This is a genomic window from Acinetobacter corruptisaponis, from assembly GCF_030053775.1.
Lineage (GTDB): Bacteria > Pseudomonadota > Gammaproteobacteria > Pseudomonadales > Moraxellaceae > Acinetobacter > Acinetobacter corruptisaponis.
This window is the reverse complement of record NZ_CP125670.1, coordinates 21,977-39,687: the sequence shown is the minus strand read 5'-3', so window position 1 is coordinate 39,687 and position 17,711 is coordinate 21,977. Positions and strand designations below refer to the sequence as shown.

16 protein-coding genes, 2 pseudogenes and 2 other annotated features are annotated in these 17,711 nt (G+C 36.7%); of the genes and pseudogenes, 4 read left to right on the top strand and 14 right to left on the bottom strand.

Features of this window, described 5'->3' with window-relative positions; genetic code table 11:
- Positions 1–5: 5 nt before the first annotated feature.
- A pseudogene (locus QLH32_RS18465) lies at positions 6–1,067 on the bottom strand (TolC family protein); the annotation flags it as partial.
- 48 nt (positions 1,068–1,115) lie between these two features.
- Between QLH32_RS18465 and QLH32_RS18460 the strand changes: the two are divergent.
- A protein-coding gene (locus tag QLH32_RS18460; RefSeq protein WP_087486619.1) for an IS3-like element ISAba19 family transposase occupies positions 1,116–2,335 on the top strand; the annotation gives its coding sequence in 2 pieces (ribosomal slippage) (positions 1,116–1,392 and positions 1,392–2,335; 1,221 coding nt in all).
- Positions 1,391–1,507, top strand: a sequence feature (AL1L pseudoknot). (Overlaps the previous gene by 117 nt.)
- Positions 2,336–2,566: 231 nt before the next feature.
- Here QLH32_RS18460 and QLH32_RS18455 read toward each other — a convergent pair.
- From QLH32_RS18455 to copM, 3 genes are all read right to left on the bottom strand, one after another.
- A complete protein-coding gene (locus QLH32_RS18455; protein ID WP_023188002.1) occupies positions 2,567–3,010 on the bottom strand; it encodes a hypothetical protein in 444 nt (147 codons plus the stop codon).
- A gap of 84 nt (positions 3,011–3,094) precedes the next feature.
- Entirely contained in the window at positions 3,095–3,436 is a 342-nt protein-coding gene (fdx, locus tag QLH32_RS18450; protein ID WP_023188003.1) for an ISC system 2Fe-2S type ferredoxin, read from the bottom strand.
- 90 nt (positions 3,437–3,526) lie between these two features.
- On the bottom strand, positions 3,527–4,207 hold the full coding sequence (gene copM / locus QLH32_RS18445) for a CopM family metallochaperone (RefSeq protein ID WP_023188004.1): 681 nt from the start codon (positions 4,205–4,207) through the stop codon (positions 3,527–3,529).
- Positions 4,208–4,707: 500 nt separating this feature from the next.
- Between copM and QLH32_RS18440 the strand changes: the two genes are divergently transcribed.
- Positions 4,708–5,927, top strand: a protein-coding gene (locus tag QLH32_RS18440; RefSeq protein ID WP_283269435.1) for an IS3 family transposase whose coding sequence is annotated in 2 segments (ribosomal slippage) — positions 4,708–4,984 and positions 4,984–5,927 — 1,221 coding nt in all. Because the reading frame shifts where the segments join, the coding sequence is not laid out codon by codon here.
- Positions 4,983–5,099 (top strand) — a sequence feature (AL1L pseudoknot). It overlaps the preceding gene by 117 nt.
- A 79-nt stretch (positions 5,928–6,006) precedes the next feature.
- A complete protein-coding gene (locus tag QLH32_RS18435; RefSeq protein WP_001289337.1) occupies positions 6,007–7,110 on the top strand; it encodes a nucleotidyltransferase family protein in 1,104 nt (367 codons plus the stop codon).
- Here QLH32_RS18435 and QLH32_RS18430 read toward each other — a convergent pair.
- Positions 7,099–7,737 (bottom strand): Cap15 family cyclic dinucleotide receptor domain-containing protein, encoded by a 639-nt coding sequence (locus tag QLH32_RS18430; RefSeq protein WP_000530048.1) that lies wholly within the window; start codon positions 7,735–7,737, stop codon positions 7,099–7,101. The genes QLH32_RS18435 and QLH32_RS18430 overlap by 12 nt on opposite strands.
- A gap of 68 nt (positions 7,738–7,805) precedes the next feature.
- On the bottom strand, positions 7,806–8,417 hold the full coding sequence (locus QLH32_RS18425) for a hypothetical protein (RefSeq protein WP_283269434.1): 612 nt from the start codon (positions 8,415–8,417) through the stop codon (positions 7,806–7,808).
- A 159-nt stretch (positions 8,418–8,576) separates the two neighbouring features.
- On the opposite strand from QLH32_RS18425, the gene QLH32_RS18420 reads away from it, so the two are divergent.
- Entirely contained in the window at positions 8,577–9,278 is a 702-nt protein-coding gene (locus QLH32_RS18420; RefSeq protein ID WP_001223318.1) for an IS1-like element ISPa14 family transposase, read from the top strand.
- Positions 9,279–9,306: 28 nt separating this feature from the next.
- On the opposite strand, the pseudogene QLH32_RS19830 reads toward QLH32_RS18420, so the two are convergent.
- The 8 genes and pseudogenes from QLH32_RS19830 to QLH32_RS18385 form a co-directional block, all read right to left on the bottom strand.
- A pseudogene (locus tag QLH32_RS19830) lies at positions 9,307–10,017 on the bottom strand (hypothetical protein); the annotation flags it as partial.
- Positions 10,018–10,036: 19 nt separating this feature from the next.
- On the bottom strand, positions 10,037–11,128 hold the full coding sequence (locus tag QLH32_RS18415) for a TniQ family protein (RefSeq protein WP_000622362.1): 1,092 nt from the start codon (positions 11,126–11,128) through the stop codon (positions 10,037–10,039).
- A gap of 19 nt (positions 11,129–11,147) precedes the next feature.
- Positions 11,148–11,999, bottom strand: coding sequence for a TniB family NTP-binding protein (locus QLH32_RS18410; RefSeq protein ID WP_000073961.1), 852 nt, complete (start codon positions 11,997–11,999; stop codon positions 11,148–11,150).
- Positions 11,996–13,885, bottom strand: coding sequence for a TnsB C-terminal domain-containing protein (locus QLH32_RS18405; RefSeq protein ID WP_032047827.1), 1,890 nt, complete (start codon positions 13,883–13,885; stop codon positions 11,996–11,998). Before QLH32_RS18405 ends, QLH32_RS18410 begins: the two co-directional genes overlap by 4 nt.
- A complete protein-coding gene (locus QLH32_RS18400; protein WP_032047828.1) occupies positions 13,882–14,577 on the bottom strand; it encodes a heteromeric transposase endonuclease subunit TnsA in 696 nt (231 codons plus the stop codon). Before QLH32_RS18400 ends, QLH32_RS18405 begins: the two co-directional genes overlap by 4 nt.
- 61 nt (positions 14,578–14,638) lie before the next feature.
- Entirely contained in the window at positions 14,639–14,866 is a 228-nt protein-coding gene (locus tag QLH32_RS18395) for a hypothetical protein (RefSeq protein ID WP_283269430.1), read from the bottom strand.
- 4 nt (positions 14,867–14,870) lie between these two features.
- Complete coding sequence (locus QLH32_RS18390) at positions 14,871–15,251, bottom strand: hypothetical protein (protein WP_045124703.1); 381 nt, start codon at positions 15,249–15,251, stop codon at positions 14,871–14,873.
- 545 nt (positions 15,252–15,796) lie between these two features.
- Complete coding sequence (locus tag QLH32_RS18385; protein WP_061403639.1) at positions 15,797–17,695, bottom strand: primase/helicase family protein; 1,899 nt, start codon at positions 17,693–17,695, stop codon at positions 15,797–15,799.
- Between the last annotated feature and the right edge of the window lie 16 nt (positions 17,696–17,711).

Sequence of the window (17,711 nt, the reverse complement as noted above, 5' to 3'; positions counted from 1 at the left end):
TCCCCCTATTCCTGTTCTAAATTGGTGACGTAGTTTTTCTCAATCTCTGCAATTTGATTTTGCAAAGCCAACCACAGGTCATAACGGGCTAACTGTTTATCCAACCAAATTTGCTTATTACTATTAAATTCCAATAGGGAAGTCTTGCCTGCCTGATAGCCCAGTTCAGCAATACGTAAACTTTCATTGGCTGCGGGTAATACCGTGCTGTCATATTGCTTGATTGCATCAATCAGGTTTGAAATCTCAACCGATTTATTTTCCAATTCAATTTTAGCGTTACGATTTGCCCAGACAGATTGGGTTTCTGCATTGGCTTGGGTAGCTTGAGCAATGGCAATATTGCCTTTATTACGATTGAAGACAGCGAGGGGAATTGAGGTGGAAACTAAAAATACCTTGTCACTGGTTTCCTGATAATTTCGGACACCAACACCCAATGTAATATCAGGTACGGCCTCTCTTTTTGCCAATTCAAGTTGTGTTTTTGCCAACTGTGTTTTTAAGACACTTTCCTGTTCCAATAAACTGACACGATTGGAAAAGTTAATATCTAGAGGCACTTCAATGGCTTGATTTGGCAAATCAGGAAGATACTTAGAGCAGAGGTTTCTCTGATATTGAATCCTCTTTAACTCATTTTGATGACGTAAAGCTGATTCTGCTGACAATGCCGAACTTAACTGGACATCAGAGGGAATCACTCGACCGAATTTTAACTTTTCAGTGAGTACATTGACTTGTCGCTTATACAAACTACTTTCAGTTGAAAAAATTTCAGCACGCTGGGTTGCAACATACCAGTTTGACAGACAAGTCCTTAATTCTGATTTAAGTTCTGCCTGACGTTTTACAATCTCAAACTGATTATTGTTGCCCTGAAATCCTGCCAGTTGTTTACGTAACTGTAACTTATTATTTAAGGGAATATCTTGAGAAAGCCCAATCATGGTAGTAGGGCCATCAAGTTCTTTAAGCTTGGAATTTCCTAAATTATCCAGCTCCATATTAAAAGTTGGATTGTTCAATCGCCCAGCATATTGTTGATTGATATCATACGCAGACTGAACCGTACCGGGTTTGTCGGAGAGTCAATATTCTGAGAGACTATCCCGATGACAAAACCAAACTATACCCCCGAAATTAGAGAAAGAGCGGTTCAATTACTAATTGAATCTGAAAAAGATTATCCTTCTACTTGGGCAGCAATCACAGCTATTGCTCCTAAAATCGGTTGTACTCCTGAAACATTGCGTGTTTGGTATTTAAAGCATCTGGATCAACTAAATCCTGCCAAAGTACAACAGATATCTGACCAAGAAAAAATGAAGCAAATGGAACGTGAAATTAAAGAATTAAAACGTGCCAATGAAATTCTACGCAAAGCAGCCGCTTTTTTCGCCCAGGCGGAGCTCGACCGCCCACACAAATAATGGTGGATTTTATCCATAACAATAAAGATCGATATGGTGTTGAAGCGATTTGTAGAATTTTACCGATTGCACCTTCAACCTATTACCGAACTTTAGATCTCACTGACAATCCAGAACATCGAGCGAAACGAGATCTACATGATGAGTATCATGCTGAACAAATTAAACGAATTTGGAAAGAAAGTTCAGGTCGATATGGTGTACGTAAAGTTTGGCAAAAATTGAAACGTGAGGGTTATGTTATTGCACGTTGTACAGTTGCTCGATTGATGCAAAAGCTAGGTATACAAGGTGTTTGGCGTGGTAAGAATAAACAAACCACCCGTAACCGAGATGACCAAAAACGGGCAGATGATTTAGTGAAACGTAATTTTAATGCTGATCATCCAAACCAACTATGGGTGGGTGACTTTACGTATATTCAAACTCATTCAGGCTGGGTATATACCGCATTTGTTATTGATGTGTTCTCACGAGCAATTGTTGGATGGAAAGTATCTACACGGATGAATACAGATATGGTGCTTGATGCATTAGAGCAAGCATTGCATGATCGAGGCATGCCAAAGAATGTGATTCATCATTCCGACAGAGGTGTGCAATATCTTTCCATTCGCTATACCAATCGTTTAGAAGCAGCAAATTTACGAGCATCAGTCGGTACAACGGGTGATTCATACGATAATGCTCTGGCTGAAACGGTGAATGGCTTATACAAAACAGAGGTGATTGAATATTTAAAAGCAGATTGGCAAGGTTTAGCAGATGTACAACTTGCGACACTAAACTGGGTAGATTGGTTCAATAAAAAGCGTGTACACAGTGCACTGGGTTATGTATCGCCTTTTGAGTTTGAAGCAATGTACTATGATAAGATTAACCCGTTAGGTCAGGTGGCTTAACTTAAATAAAAAAGTCTCCGACAAACCCGGTACGGTTCAGACTGAGATTGTTGCAAACTCTTGAGAATTACATCATTTGCTAATACCTGTTGTTGTAGTCGGGCATAATCTTGCTCTGCAAAAGCAGGTGCTGCCATGACTACCAAACCACAGGTAAGAAATATCTGATAAATTTTAGACATGACTTTACCTATACAAAAAAAATGAAAAATTATTTTTTGTATAGAAAAATCAATTACGTAAAACGATTAAAGCTTTTGTATAAGTATAAGAGTTACTAATAAAAGATTGCCTTTTCCTAAATCCAAAAGACCTAATAGGTATTTCAAAAAAACTAAGAAAAAGTAGTATAAGAGGTAGGGCAAAGCTCAAGAAGAATACAGGATCAAGAGCAAAATGTTCTTGAATCGTAATAGGCTTAACTGAATGTTGTAAAGCAGATTGATCATAACTTTTCCAATTATGATTTTTTGTATCTTCCTGAGAAATTTGATTATCATGATGAACTAGAGTCCAGTGACTTATATCTCCAGACACAATAGAAATATTTAGATCATGGTGATGGTCTAAATTTTTAGCAATTACAGGCGCCCATGTATAAACACCCGTAGTTGTTATTGAAAACAAAAACAGGACAAATACAAGAATAAGTTTTATGAACTTATTATTTGACATACTGACCAGATTCACCTTTTATCTGTACCAAGAATACTTAATCAAGTTTCAAAAGTAAATGTCTTAAAAACAAACTAGAAACACTTATTCATGATGATCTGAAATATAGTTTACCGTGTATTTGGGGATTTCTACTTCCAAGTTTTCATCTTGGACTTTAACCTGACAAGATAGTCTTGATTCAGCCGTAAGCCCCCAAGCACGATCCAGTAAGTCAGCCTCTACATCATCCATTTCTTCCAGACTATCAAACCCTTTTTTCACGACAACATGACATGTTGTACATGCACCTGATAAATCGCAGGCATGTTCTATGGGAATGCCATGATCCAATAAACTTCGACATAAATTACTTCCACTTTCAATTTCAAGTTCCGCACCCTGTGGACAAATCTTTTCATGCGGAAGAACTATAATTTTTGGCATATAACATAATCCTCAATTCATCAAATTTATAGATAAAACAAGGGGCTTTAAAAAGCCCCTCATTTAAAAGAACATCGAATAGAGAAGTATCTACTTATGTTTACTTAACCATTCATTCATCATCTTGATTTCTGATTCCTGGGCAGAGATAACATCTTCAGCAAGCTGACGCACTTCTGGATCAGAACCGTATTGAAGAACTACTTTAGCCATATCAATTGCACCTTGATGATGGGGAATCATGCCTCTCATGAAATCAACATCAGCATTTCCTGTAAATGGAACCATCATATCTGCGTGCATTTCATCATTGACCTTAATGTATGCTTGAGTTGATGGGCTATCTTCATTTTTGCTGTCAGAATGATTTTTATTTTTTGCCAACCATTCATTCATCATCTTGATTTCTGACTCCTGGGCAGAGATAACATCTTCAGCAAGCTGACGCACTTTTGGATCAGAGCCGTATTGAAGAACTACTTTTGCCATATCAACCGCACCCTGATGGTGAGGAATCATACCCAACATAAAGTCAGTATCTGCATTTCCCGTGAAATCAATACCCATTCCGCTGTGCATACGAGTATTTACTTCCATATAGGCATTTGTAGATGGATTATCTGTTTTAGCTGAACCATTCATATCATGGTGCATTGAATGGCTTTCATGTTTATTCTCACTCATTGAATTATCCTTTGGAGCGTCAGAAGAGGAACACCCCGCACTAAATACAATCGCACCGATCATTAACATTGGAACAAAGCGTTTCATGGAGTTATCCTCTTACTACAATTATGAAAAAATAATGGGTAATAAGCTCGGAAGTTATTCTTTCCTATCAGGTACATCATTACCCTTGATGTAGTAACTCTATTCTTTCCAATTATGGTAAGGTCAACACCTAATCAAATAAAAATAATTAAAAAATAAAACAATTAAAAACAAATACTTAAATACAATTAACTCCGTAGTGAGTCACAATAATCAATAGAATTAAAAAAATCACCTCCAATCACAAATAATATTTTTATATAAATATAAATGTGATATGTGTTTTCATGGTTTCACAATTATTTATTTGATTATTGGATGCACTACAAAAGACTACAAACATTCTCAAACTTTATACTTAAAAATTATCTTACTTCTCATCTTAAATTTGAGCATTTATGACAATAAAACCTTATTTATTAAAACCTTAAAATAATTATTAAGGTATAATGAACCGTACCGGGTTTGTCGGAGAGTCAATATTCTGAGAGACTACCCCGATGACAAAATTAAAATATACCCCTGAAATCAGAGAAAGAGCGGTTCAATTATTGATTGAATCTGAAAAAGATTATCCTTCTACTTGGGCTGCAATCACAGCAATTGCGCCTAAGATTGGTTGTACTCCTGAAACACTTCGTGCCTGGCATCAAAAGCATTTAGATCAGCAAAATCCTATTAAAGTACAACAGATATCTGATCAAGAAAAAATGAGGCAAATGGAACGTGAAATTAAAGAATTAAAGCGTGCCAATGAAATTCTACGTAAAGCAGCCGCTTTTTTCGCCCAGGCGGAGCTCGACCGCCCACACAAATAATGGTGGATTTTATCCATAACAATAAAGATCGATATGGTGTTGAAGCGATTTGTAGAATTTTACCGATTGCAGCTTCAACCTATTACCGGACTTTAGATCTCGCTGACAATCCAGAACATCGAGCGAAACGAGATCTACATGATGAGCATCATGCTGAACAAATTAAACGAATTTGGAAGGAAAGTTCAGGTCGATATGGTGTACGTAAAGTCTGGCAAAAATTAAAACGTGAGGGTTATGTTATTGCGCGCTGTACAGTTGCTCGATTAATGCAAAAGCTAGGTATACAAGGTGTTTGGCGTGGTAAGAACAAACAAACCACCCGTAGCCGAGATGACCAAAAACGGGCAGATGATTTAGTGAAACGTAATTTTAATGCTGATCATCCAAACCAACTATGGGTGGGTGACTTTACCTATATTCAAACTCATTCAGGCTGGGTATATACCGCATTTGTTATTGATGTGTTCTCACGAGCAATTGTTGGATGGAAAGTATCTACACGGATGAATACAGATATGGTACTCGATGCACTTGAGCAAGCATTGCACGATCGAGGCATGCCAAAGAATGTGATTCATCATTCCGACAGAGGTGTGCAATATCTTTCCATTCGCTATACCAATCGTTTAGAAGCTGCAAATTTACGAGCATCAGTCGGTACGACTGGTGATTCATACGATAATGCTTTGGCTGAAACGGTGAATGGCTTATACAAAACAGAGGTGATTGAATATCTAAAAGCAGATTGGCAAGGTTTAGCAGATGTACAACTTGCGACACTAAACTGGGTAGATTGGTTCAATAAAAAGCGTGTACACAGTGCACTGGGTTATGTATCGCCTTTTGAGTTTGAAGCAATGTACTATGATAAGATTAACCCGTTAGGTCAGGTGGCCTAACTTAAATAAAAAAGTCTCCGACAAACCCGGTACGGTTCATAATTATTTTAACCATAACTACTATTTTTTGAGTTTCACAATGTCTGAAATTGATTTTTATAAAAGATTGAACAGATTAGAGAAAAGACGAAAAGGTACTGACCTTACATACAATGCTTTTGATAGTGTAACAGCAGGCGTAACTTCATTTAATGAGTTTGATGAATTAAAACGTACAATAGAAAAATGGCAGATTGTATCAGACAAACCATCTATCCGTTATGCAGTAGGAGCAATGCAAGAAGTTAGTAAACGTTACACAGAAATCAGTATTGAAACTGCTAAAAGAATTGAAAAACAATTAGAGCCTAGGCTACTAAATAATCATAACATTGTCACAGAATACAGATTACAAGGGTCAGTTCCCCTAAATATTCATATCAAAGGTGTAAGTGATGTTGATTTACTTGTACTTAACAAATCACATTATCGTACAGAGGGTTATTTAGGTACTTTACGTCATGATGATATAAAAATATTAAGAGAACTCAGGAACGCGTGCACTTATGAATTAAGACAAGCATATCCTGCCGTAACAATTGATACTACTGGTGCTAAATCTATAACTTTAACAGGTGGATCACTTCCTCGGGATGTAGATGTTGTACCCTCTCATTGGGTAGAAACATATGAGTACCAACAACAAAAGCACCTTTATTTAAGAGGAGTCAATATTCTAGATAATAAAACTCCTACTACATTGATGAACTTACCTTTCAAGCATATTTTTTATATAGATTACAAATGTAAATACTATGCTGATGGAGGATTGAAAAAATCTATCCGCCTTTGTAAAACAATAAAAGCCGATTTAGTTGAAGAGGGCAAAGTAATTTACTTAAGTAGTTTTGATCTAGCCTCTATTATGTATCATTCCAATCTAGAAAATTTAAAGAAAGGTAGAACAAATGCTTTAGCAATAGTTCTTGAAACAAAAAGATTTTTTGATTATCTGTATCATAACCCAAACTATAGAAATAGCTTATATACACCTGATATGACCAGAAAAATATTTGATAGTTATCAGAAAGAAACCTCTCTCACAACAATGAGCATTGCCTTAGATAAACTCGTTACGGAAATACGTAAAGATTTGGGTTACCTATATGACGAAACCATTGGCTCTTATCCATTAGTTATCTAATTTTTCCCATAACATTGTTCCCATGGTTCTTCGACCAGTAACATTATAATATTTAGCACTGGCACTTTTATTGTCTTTATGAAGTGTCAGCTCTACAAATCCTCGATGGATACGTAACTCTTCATGATCTAAATCTTTTGGTTTGTTTTCATAACTATAAAGAACTTTGTATTCTTCAATTTCGTCATAAATAATTGCAGCAGAAATACTGTCAGATGTGGAAAATTCTGTTTCTAATCTGATTCTTACTTTATCCCAACTTTGTAAAATTGTTACTTTTCCAATCCACTCTCTATTGTGCTTAATCATTTCAGAATTTTCTTCTTGGTAATCAGAGATACCTTTACATGACCATTCTCCCGAAATATCAGGATATTTCAGAATCTTGAAAAATAAACCTGTTTTCCATATCCATTTATCAAATAGAAAATAAAAAGTAAGAAATAATAAAGCAGTGATAGCACTAGAAATGATGACATTCCAATAAGGAGACAATCCACCCAAGAACTTCAGTAAAAAGTAAATCAATATCCAAGATATAAACGTAGCAAGTGAATAAACATATTTCCCTGCATGAGACCTATTGAATCCATTATGAACACAATATTCATGACCTAATTGCCCCATACATACCCTCTGGAAGCCCAAAATTCAGTTTTAACTTTATGTAGCTACATTAGCGTTATATGGTCCAGTTATACAAGCAATTTAGGTATCCAATATTGCTGATCACCAAACCTCACTTCAAAGCCATCATTCAGCCCCCTATAATTAATACTATCCATTTGATTAAAAAAGGATTTATCCAAATTATGAAAATACATCAATCCTAACTTTATCCACTCTAGTTCATTAAAATTTTCCTCTGGGGCTTTCATGATGGCCAACAATTGTTTTTCCAGTTTCTTCATATTACTTTTTTCTGTTATTTTTTCATCTAGTACCCATGACGTATCAAGGTTCGTATCATAATTCTTGTTTAAAAAATTAAGAAAGCCAACAATAGCGCAAGCTTGTCCAGGGGACTTAAATAAGTAATATTTTACATGCCACATTGTTGGTAAATCTAATCGTGATTGACTTACCAACAGCATTAAAGCAGATGCTGGTTTCATGGCTAAACGGGCAGAACGTATACTCGTTTTCCCTAAATCCATTTTATTTATTAAAACCTGATAATAGTTCTGAAGAATTTGGGCTGAAAGCGATGAACCAGGACATGAGTTCGCCAGTTTTCTCAGTTGGTCAAATTCAGAACAGTGGCCTTTAGATTGGGTATCTATATGCAGGTGATGTACTGCAACCAACCACCGGATGGGCAGCTCATATTTGCGTAAACCACTTGTTCTTAGTCTATGTAATAAAGAGTCATTGTCTGGGATCTGATCTCCCCAAAGATCACTGGTCGGTGGTGTTTCAAAAAGTATGCTGAAACAAAGCAGGTTGAATTTTGATAAAATAGAGAAATGCGAATAACTCTAGAAATCAAATGTCCAACCTGCCTCAGTGACAGTATAAAGAAAAATGGCATCAAAGTAGATGGGAAACAAAACTATCAGTGCAAAGACTGTAAACGTCAGTTTATTGGTGACCATGCTCTGAGCTATCTAGGATGTAATTCAGGCATTACTCGAAAAATATTACAGTTGATGGTCAGAGGTAGTGGTATACGAGATATCGCTGAAGTTGAGCGAATCAGTATCGGTAAAGTTTTACGTACTTTAACCGAATCGACCTACCAAATTCAGCCTAAACAAAGTCATTATGAGTCTCTTGAAGTTGATGAGTTTTGGACTTTTGTGGGAAATAAAAATAATAAACAATGGCTTATTTACGCCTACCATCGAGAAACAGGTGAGATTGTTGCTTATGTTTGGGGTAAAAGAGACTTAGCTACAGTTCAACGATTGAAAACAAAGCTTAAACAATTAGGTATTCACTACACCCGAATTGCAAGTGATCATTGGGACAGTTTCATAACTGCTTTTAAAAACTGCAAGCAAAGTATTGGTAAATTTTTTACTGTAGGTATTGAAGGTAATAATTGCAAAATAAGGCATCGAATTAGGCGTGGTTTTAGAAGGAGTTGTAATTTTTCAAAAAAGATTGAAAACCATTTTAAAGCTTTCGACTTAACCTTTTTTTACATCAATAATGGCTTCATTTAATGTCAGCATACTTTTTGAAACACCACCCACTGGTCTTTTCAAAAAAATGAATATGTTTACGAATTAGTAATGCAGCCTTATGCGGTCCAACCTCATGATCAAGCCAATTCATATAATCTTTAAAGTAACCTTTGAGGCTTGGATTTACTAATGTATTAACCAGTTCCTTAATCCTATTCCCCAATATTCTTCGCCATGTACATAATTCACAGTATTTCCCATATCCAGCAGGAATCTGTTGCTGGCAAGTTAGACATTGAAGTGGTGGACAGGTCAAACATTTCTTACAAAGCATTTTGCCTGACACAACATCCTGTTCAATCAACCTATATCTTCTACAACTTTGGCATGTCTGGTAATCACGGGTTGCACACTTTGGGCAAACTCTTAAATTATCTCCAAAACGGCTGATACGAGATAAGCGTTGTGATGTCACACCACACCGTTCACAAGCTTGAAACTCTCTAAAATAAACTGAACAACTATTACAAACAGGGCCTTGCTCCGTTATTTTTCCTATAGGGTAATCAATACGCTGACATCTAATGCAAGGTCTATTGGTTTCACATTGTTGGCAAACGGCCAAGTTATCAGCTTTATATAATCTGGAACTTTTACCACACGACGGACAATCCTGTTTTTTAAAAACTCGTACATAGCACTTATGGCAATAGTTACGCTGTTTATAAAGTCGGTGTATCTTTTCAACCGCATCACCACATTCATCACACTGAGGCATGGTGTTGTCCCCCCAAAAGTTACCCTAGTTTTCTTTTTAATCTTAAAAACTTGCGTATTACAGTCTCCTTACTTTTAGGTTTAAAGGTAGCTACCAATGCTCTCTTTGGAGGGTAGTTCCGATAAATCGAGCCTAATTGTTCTTCAACAGGCCTTAATATGGCTGGCAACTGGTTTCTCTTATCCCAAAATGAAGACCTGTTCATATTTAAAGATTTTGCTGTTTCAATAAACTTTTCCTGGGGAATAATGAGTAATTGATAAATACAGGAAAATAGCCGTTCTCTCTCGGTAACTGGAAGTTGGTTAACAGCCAATCCATTCGATATAAGCTCAGGATGGGGCACCTGAATTCTGAGTTGTTCAAGAAAAGCCCATCCTTTTCCATTTACTGAGCCAGCTAAAGCTTTTCTAATAAATTGTGAAAATAACTTAATCACCGTTAACCAATCAGTTACTGAAATCAACTTGTCTTGATAGGTTGCACAGCCTTGTTCCAGGAATTGATCAAAGATTTTTTGGAATGCCAAGGCATGACAATCCACAAGGCTTTTATTAACCTCCAATAGACTTTTTTTACATATTGAACAGCAAGTCATAACCTGATCAGGGGCTTCAAGACGTCTAGGTTGAATAGCATTATGGCAATGAGGACATTGATCATGTAAATGCTGATTATGTTTTATACAACCTGTATGCCAGGCAAAACGCCAAGGCAGACGGAAATAGGCAACATTATCCTCAGATAGACACTCAGGACAATATTGCCAGCCACCTCGATGCTTACGGTTTCTTGTACCTAATACCAAGTACCATGCATCAAGAGTTTGATTATCCAGATTATATTTAATTAAAAAATTGCGAAGCGTAGCAGAATTAAATTGGCTTTCATCAATTTTTGTCGTATTGATCAATACCTGTACTTGCTCTGCACTTAAACCACGATCTACATCTACAGACCAGATTCGCCATTTGGGCCAAAGTACTCCAGTTAAACTTAATGGGTCACAACCACTGTCAAGTGCGGCACGTATCAACCAAGAAGATAATGCCTCATCTTGCTTTAAGTCCGTGGGAATAAACCATGAATGGATTTCTGTTGCACTTATCATACCTAGTCCTCCACATTGCTTATTTCACACTTTCTAGCAAGCTACGGTCGATAAACTCCTGACCAGAAACAACAGCTTTCTTTGCGGCGTCCCGTAAAATCGTTCGCAGATTACCTAAGTTTCCATCTGTAATATCATGCAGATATTTTACTGTTGCTGGTTCAGCCAGTTTTGAAGCCTGTTTGAGGGGAAGAACTTTCTCAAATTTATTTACCATAGCTTGAAAGTCTTTATCTAGTTTCCATAAGGGCAAATTAACCACACGAAAACGGCTGACATGCTGTGGATCAGTACGCAGAACACTAATTGCTTCTTCTGTACCAAACCCAACAATGGGTATCTGTGTTTCATTACACAAATACTTAATCGCATTCATTACTGTTCTTTGCTTAATCGGACTGCCACATAATAGAGAATTCATTTCGTCGATAATGAGGAGCTTTACCTCATAAAGTTTAAGGCAATGGACCACTTGGTAACGTAGCTTCGCAACGGGATCTCTTTCTCGAAAAGGAACCCAGAACTTATCAAGAATAGCCATATACAGAGCTTTTTCATCAGGGGAAACAGGTGCCTGTACAATGATTACAGGTTTTACTGCATTATTTTCTGCATTGACATAACCCTCCCCATACAGCTTAAAGAACTGGTTAATAATTGAGGTTTTACCATTATTTGGCTTACTCAATACCAGTAAGTTGGGCATACGGCTCCGCTTAGGAAGTGTCAGGAATCCTTTCAATTGGTCTAACAAGTCATTGGCTGCTGGATACCCAATCCATCGGTCCTCTTCCAGGAAGTAGAGTCTGTCCTCATTAGACTGTTCCACAATAGGGCGAAACTCTTGAAAAACATGTGAATAGTTACTCATGAAATATCCTCATCATTTTCCAGCTCATCGAGAGGCAATAAACCATATACGTTTTCAAGCTGTTGCTCCAAAATCGTACTCTCTTGTTGAGGTTTTTTGCCCTGAATTGAAGCAGGGTTAACACTCTGTTGATGTTGGGTACTGCGCTGATGTGATCTGCGAGCCCGTCGAGTTTTAGTACTTGCCTCCTGAACACGCTCCCGAAGTTTAGCTAGAGCCTGTCCAAGTTCATGATCTTTTAGATATTCGCCAGTTTCCTTTTTCAGTTCCTGAATCTTTTTGTGTTCCCAAATACTAAATGGTGGAATACTTTGATCCGCTAAAGGAACCTTAAAATAATTTTTGATTTCGGGATCAAAGAACCATATCTCACTAATATTTCTTGGATCACGCCTAAAGATAAATTTACGTTTTTCCTTTTGATTATCAGGGTCTACAGCATTAATCCAACCTCTTAGTACATCAGCATAATAAGCAAGACCATCAATTGTTACACCTGTTGTTTGAATCGTCCTTTCAAAACTTGGTAGAAAATCAAGAAAGAAATTATGATCATTTGCAGGCAATCTAGCAGCCCCAGAACCTAACGTGTTTTTATCACCAAAGATACCTAACTCAAAAGCATGTAGTGGAGAAGTACCTAAAGCAGAGTGTTTCCTTTTGTGGTAAACATTACAGATAAAATCAATCAGCCAGTCCTCAAATTCGGAGAATGTGAAAACTGCTTCCGCATCTGAGTTATAGCCTTTTCTTTCAAAAATATTTGAAAAAGTTGTTCCTGGAACTGCGTGAATATCGGTTGCAAATGTTCCCATCAAACGTTCAATGTGCCCGCCAAAACGTGGTTTTTTAACTGGTCGGTATTCCAGACGAATATCATGTGCCATACAAGCATTTCTGAAAGTTTCTGAGTGAAACTCAGGTCCATTATCGACATGAATGGTGTTCATAATTCCCCAGACAGGCCATTCAGCTTGAATCTTGCGCGAAGCTAGCCATTTCTCTTTGGGCAGTACAGCTTGAGAAACGCTCATTGCAATAGACATAACAGAGGGGGCATCTAATGATAAGTAATATCCCACAACTACCCTTGAACGCACATCAATTGCCAACGTAAGAAAAGGTCGTCCTATAGGACACCTGCTAAAATCATCAACCAGAATAAGATCAACAGGCGTATGGTCAATCTGTACGACGGCAAGTGGATAATCAGCATGAGGGAATTTCCCTGCGGCAGGTGTAAATTTGTTATCGGCCTTTTCCTTATGTCCCCTCTTACGAAGAGAGTCTCTCTGGCTAATCGCTGCAATACGATTTCTTACTGTATTGGCATGAGGCACCTCTAGGATATGGTATTCATGACATAAGCGTTTCACTTCAAGTACAACTTTTTGAACACTTATTCTTTGATTAGTTAGGTATAAATCCTTGATGGCTTTTTCAATGATTGCTTCAGCATGTTTATTAATTATCTTCTTGCCTTGTGGCAATCCCTCTTTTCTGGGCCGCAATCCATCAATAGTTCCATATGCCTTATAGATTTTTAACCATCTATAGATAGTGGCTGGATTAATATCATGTTCTTGGGCTCGTAACTCTACTTCCTTACGACCACTCACGCCTCCCTCAATGAAAGGACGGATGATGTTGAAACGTCTTTCAGCCTCAATCCAGTCTTTATCAGCGATGAGCTCTAGATCTTCATGCTGTTCCACAGCTATTGACGGCCTTAATTCACTGATAGCCGCAATATTTTTCCTACCTGTATTATTGTTTTCAACAAAAACTGATTTCAGGTCAATGACTTCAATAATCGTATGAGGAATCCCTTTTATCTGAACAGGTTCCCCAGCAGCTATTTTGATATTCACACGTCTATCATTCATGACAAACTCCCACTTACCCAGAGTTCAGTAGATGGCTGTAAAGGTGCACTTAAATCGCAAACCAGATAACCATGAGCAACTAAATACCAGATTTGACTAATTCCATTTGCTCGGTCCCATTTGCCAAGAAAATGTCTGGCTAATAGAGTCTCAAAAGTTACTACTTCTCGATCTCTCACATAATCCAATAAGTGCTTTGAATCAGCAGGGGGAAATTCCATCTTTCGGTACTTTTGTAAAAACATGGCATTCGACCATAACTGGTCCCGAATACGACCCTCATGTGCAATATGAAATTTCCAACCCTCTTCTTTGCATACCCTCATGGCAGCACGATATCTAGCTTTCCATAGATGTAAATTAAGTTGCAATTCATCTGTAGGTTTTACTTCAACCAGTTTAGGTGCAATAAATGGAAGAAAATCATCATGCTTATAAGTTACCAGGTAGTCAGGGGTGTAAACTCGTTTCTGCCCATTATCAAAATACTCAATCGTAAAGGGTTGAGATTCAACAGCAAGAACATTAGGGTCAACCTCTAATCGAATGAGAAAATCGCGTTCCAGTGTTGATTCAAAGGCCACTGCCGAATCTTTTTTAAAAGGGTATAAACCAGATACACTAATCCGTGTATTACCAATTTTTCTTCGAGCTGGTACGATGTTAACGGTGTCGCATGATTGATTGTTCATTCTGGGTTCCGTTGCATAGTTCTTTATAAAATTTGTCGCATAGTTATTTGTAAAAGGCAGTCTAAGTCATTGACCCTAGCTCATATTGTCGCATAGTTCTTTGGAAATGACACTTTTGCCAAGCCATAAATCCATACTTTGCCCGTAAGTAGTCGGTCGAAAGAATTGCAGCACAATCTTTGATATTCCATAGTTCTGGATTACCGCTTTCTATGCGTTCTTTTCGTTTATTTCTGTGCAATTTCACATCATTAGAATTGCGTTTGGCTTTATCTTTTTTATCTAACATTAGCTTATTTCCTTTTATCTATTGTTAGAGTAAATGCGCCTGTAAAAATGTTTGGCGTGTAATAGCTATTTATTGATCTGTGGAAGATATGATCAACTTTCATTAAAAGCTCAGTCAGTTGAAGTTTGTCTTCAATCTGGAATTGCATTCGATCTATGTACAACAATTTTGAAAGAGCAGCCTTAATTAAAAAAGCATCACTGATCCCGATTATAGGTGCATCAGTGTTTTTTGTCTTTTGGCTGAAGTTATTGTGCGGATTGACTAGAGGGAGGAATTTTTCAAATATTTTTTCTAACACCGTGAATGTGTTATCGGAAAAATTAAAAAAATCAGATTTCGTATTGGCATTGTCGCCAACAAAACTAATTTGTACAGTTCGCATAAGTGCCTCTCAGTTCTCTTGGAATCTGAAAAAATTTAAAAACAATGTTCATCAGTCATTTCTGATCTGATATAAGCACTATAATTATATCTTAGCATTAAGTCAATATATTTTATTTAATATGTACAAAGTACATATTAAATAAAATTTGAACTTTTACTGATTATATGCACAATGTACCTATAAGGTATTTTTCGATTTTTGTGCTTTATACATAGTGATGCGACACTATAGGTCGCTTTTTGGCATTTTTTGAAGTCAGAATGCTTCAAAAAGATTATACTTAGTGGATGTGAAAGAGCCTAATTATGGTGGATGAGGTGGTGGATAAAGAACAATGATAATACAACCGAAGATATGATTAAAAAAATATTTTAAGAGCTTGATGATGGTGTTTTTTTAGTGGGCTAAAATGGGGTTTTTCTGATACTGAGGTAAGATCAGAGTTATATCAATGGTTTGATAGTAATAACTCTCTAATTCTAAATATTTTGAAGGGTACTTGATATTTATTAAATATGGCGCATTAATTGCGCCATATTTTCTTATAGAGAGTTTGAAATTTCTTCTTTATTTTCTTTTTCAATTAGTTTTATATTTTGCTTTTTTTCAAAAGCATCTATGGAGTTGACGCATATTTTTATTAATTTTTTTGCCCATTCTGGTTCTTTTATTGCAACAGCATCATCAATTGCAAATTTTAAGTTGTTATAGAGTTCTAATTTTTCTTTCCTTTCTAATTGTAAAAATGAAATATATTCGATTGTATTTTGTAGTTGTAATTCGGCCCTATTCTTGGTTTCAGCTTGATTGCTCATTAGATCCTGATCTACCGCACTCACCGCATAAAACATGGTCTGAAGTGTTAAGTTTACTTTATTAAGGGTATCCCTTTCGGTATTGGCTTTAAAATCTAATTTATCATTTAGGTTTGATATTGCTTTATTAAGGTCGTGCCAGTCGTTTTTGGTGCAAATATATTGCATCATGGGGATAATGCTTTTACCTTGCTCTGAAGCCATTGCACGTACTAGATCACCTGCAATTTCAAATGAGTTATCTGTTGTATTGGATGAAGCAAGTTGGTGCTTTTTTTCATCCAATTTATTAATCAACCATGTTGTAAAAACTGAGGGATCAAGGGCATTTGTTGTTTTCTTCAATGAAATTTCAGGTACTCTGCTATGAATTTGATGGGCTAATAGGTTTGGTTTGTCTGGTGTTGATTTTGTCATTTCAATTTTTTTATAAGCTGATATTTCGTGTAAAAGGTTGTTCAGAATGTCAAAACAATGCTGAGTACCGTACTTAATTTCCAAGTCATTCCAGTCTGATATTTCATTCGCTTCATCTTTTTTTACAGGTGGAATTAAAACATTGCCATTAACCGCATTAGCAGCTTCTAGAGCTTTTGTTACTCCTCCATTTTGGCCTTTGCTTAATTGTTCTTTTAAGTCATTATCTGCAACTTGATAAATACTCGCATGTGGAAAACGCTCTTTAATGGCCACTGCGACAGATAAGAGGTTATTCTTATCAAAAGCCGAGAGGATGCATGGTTTATCTTTGCTGATCCGAGAGAAGCTTTTACCTGTTGAGTATCCCTCTGATATTGCAAAATGTTGATCATCTAGGGATGGTAGGCGATTGATCGGGCAAAATGTAGCTTCTTTCTGGCCAGATGAAAGGTTAGCCTTAAAAAACTTATGTGCACCTTTATTGTCTCGATCTGGAAAAGAAGAAATGGTTTGCACATTTACAATTTTTAAATCTTTATTGTAGTAAGGCGTAATTAATGTATTCCTGAGATGATAATTTTGAAACCACCCATGAGTGAAATATTTAGGTTTTTCATAATCAATTATTTTTCCTTTTGCTTTGGCTTTTTGAATGGTTCTAGCAACAAGCATGTGAAAAGATTTTGCAAATAGTGGCTGATGAACTATCTTTCTGCAATTAAAAAGATTGAGATTATCATCTGTGATTAACTTTGCTTTTAAATACGGTATTTCGTTTATTGACTTAATCGGGATTGCTCTTGCAAACTCAATACGTGACCAAGTTGCAGCAATGCGTTGTCTTGTATTTAGGTGGCGATCTCTACGTCTCTTTTTAATGGTATTTAGTTTTCTGCGTTTTTCTTCTTGCCTCTGTTCTTGAGGGGAAAGTTGCTTTTTTTTGAGTTGTTTAGGGTCTAGATGCCAGACTTTTTTTACAATGCCTTTATCGTAATTACTATACAAAACACTCGGCACATCATAGTTAAAATTTAATCTATACCATGCCGATTTTGAATTTCTGTTTTTGCCAGTTCGTTCAAGGCAAGTTACCCACTTTCGACTTCCATCCGTTACAAGCTTGTCGAATGAAACATCCAGTCCCTCGCTACGCAAATAGTCAACAAACAGATCCTTAGCATCTGCTTCTGAAATGTCTAATCTCACCGTTATTCTCCTTATC

Excerpts from the sequence above, each read along its gene's own strand:
- fdx (WP_023188003.1), bottom strand. The coding sequence starts at position 3,436 with ATGCCAAAAATTATAGTTCTTCCGCATGAAAAGATTTGTCCACAGGGT.
- QLH32_RS18455 (WP_023188002.1), bottom strand. The coding sequence starts at position 3,010 with ATGTCAAATAATAAGTTCATAAAACTTATTCTTGTATTTGTCCTGTTT.
- QLH32_RS18420 (WP_001223318.1), top strand. The coding sequence starts at position 8,577 with ATGCGAATAACTCTAGAAATCAAATGTCCAACCTGCCTCAGTGACAGT.
- QLH32_RS18415 (WP_000622362.1), bottom strand. The coding sequence starts at position 11,128 with ATGATAAGTGCAACAGAAATCCATTCATGGTTTATTCCCACGGACTTA.
- QLH32_RS18395 (WP_283269430.1), bottom strand. The coding sequence starts at position 14,866 with ATGTTAGATAAAAAAGATAAAGCCAAACGCAATTCTAATGATGTGAAA.
- QLH32_RS18430 (WP_000530048.1), bottom strand. The coding sequence starts at position 7,737 with ATGGGGCAATTAGGTCATGAATATTGTGTTCATAATGGATTCAATAGG.
- QLH32_RS18390 (WP_045124703.1), bottom strand. The coding sequence starts at position 15,251 with ATGCGAACTGTACAAATTAGTTTTGTTGGCGACAATGCCAATACGAAA.
- QLH32_RS18435 (WP_001289337.1), top strand. The coding sequence starts at position 6,007 with ATGTCTGAAATTGATTTTTATAAAAGATTGAACAGATTAGAGAAAAGA.
- QLH32_RS18400 (WP_032047828.1), bottom strand. The coding sequence starts at position 14,577 with ATGAACAATCAATCATGCGACACCGTTAACATCGTACCAGCTCGAAGA.
- copM (WP_023188004.1), bottom strand. The coding sequence starts at position 4,207 with ATGAAACGCTTTGTTCCAATGTTAATGATCGGTGCGATTGTATTTAGT.
- QLH32_RS18410 (WP_000073961.1), bottom strand. The coding sequence starts at position 11,999 with ATGAGTAACTATTCACATGTTTTTCAAGAGTTTCGCCCTATTGTGGAA.
- QLH32_RS18405 (WP_032047827.1), bottom strand. The coding sequence starts at position 13,885 with ATGAATGATAGACGTGTGAATATCAAAATAGCTGCTGGGGAACCTGTT.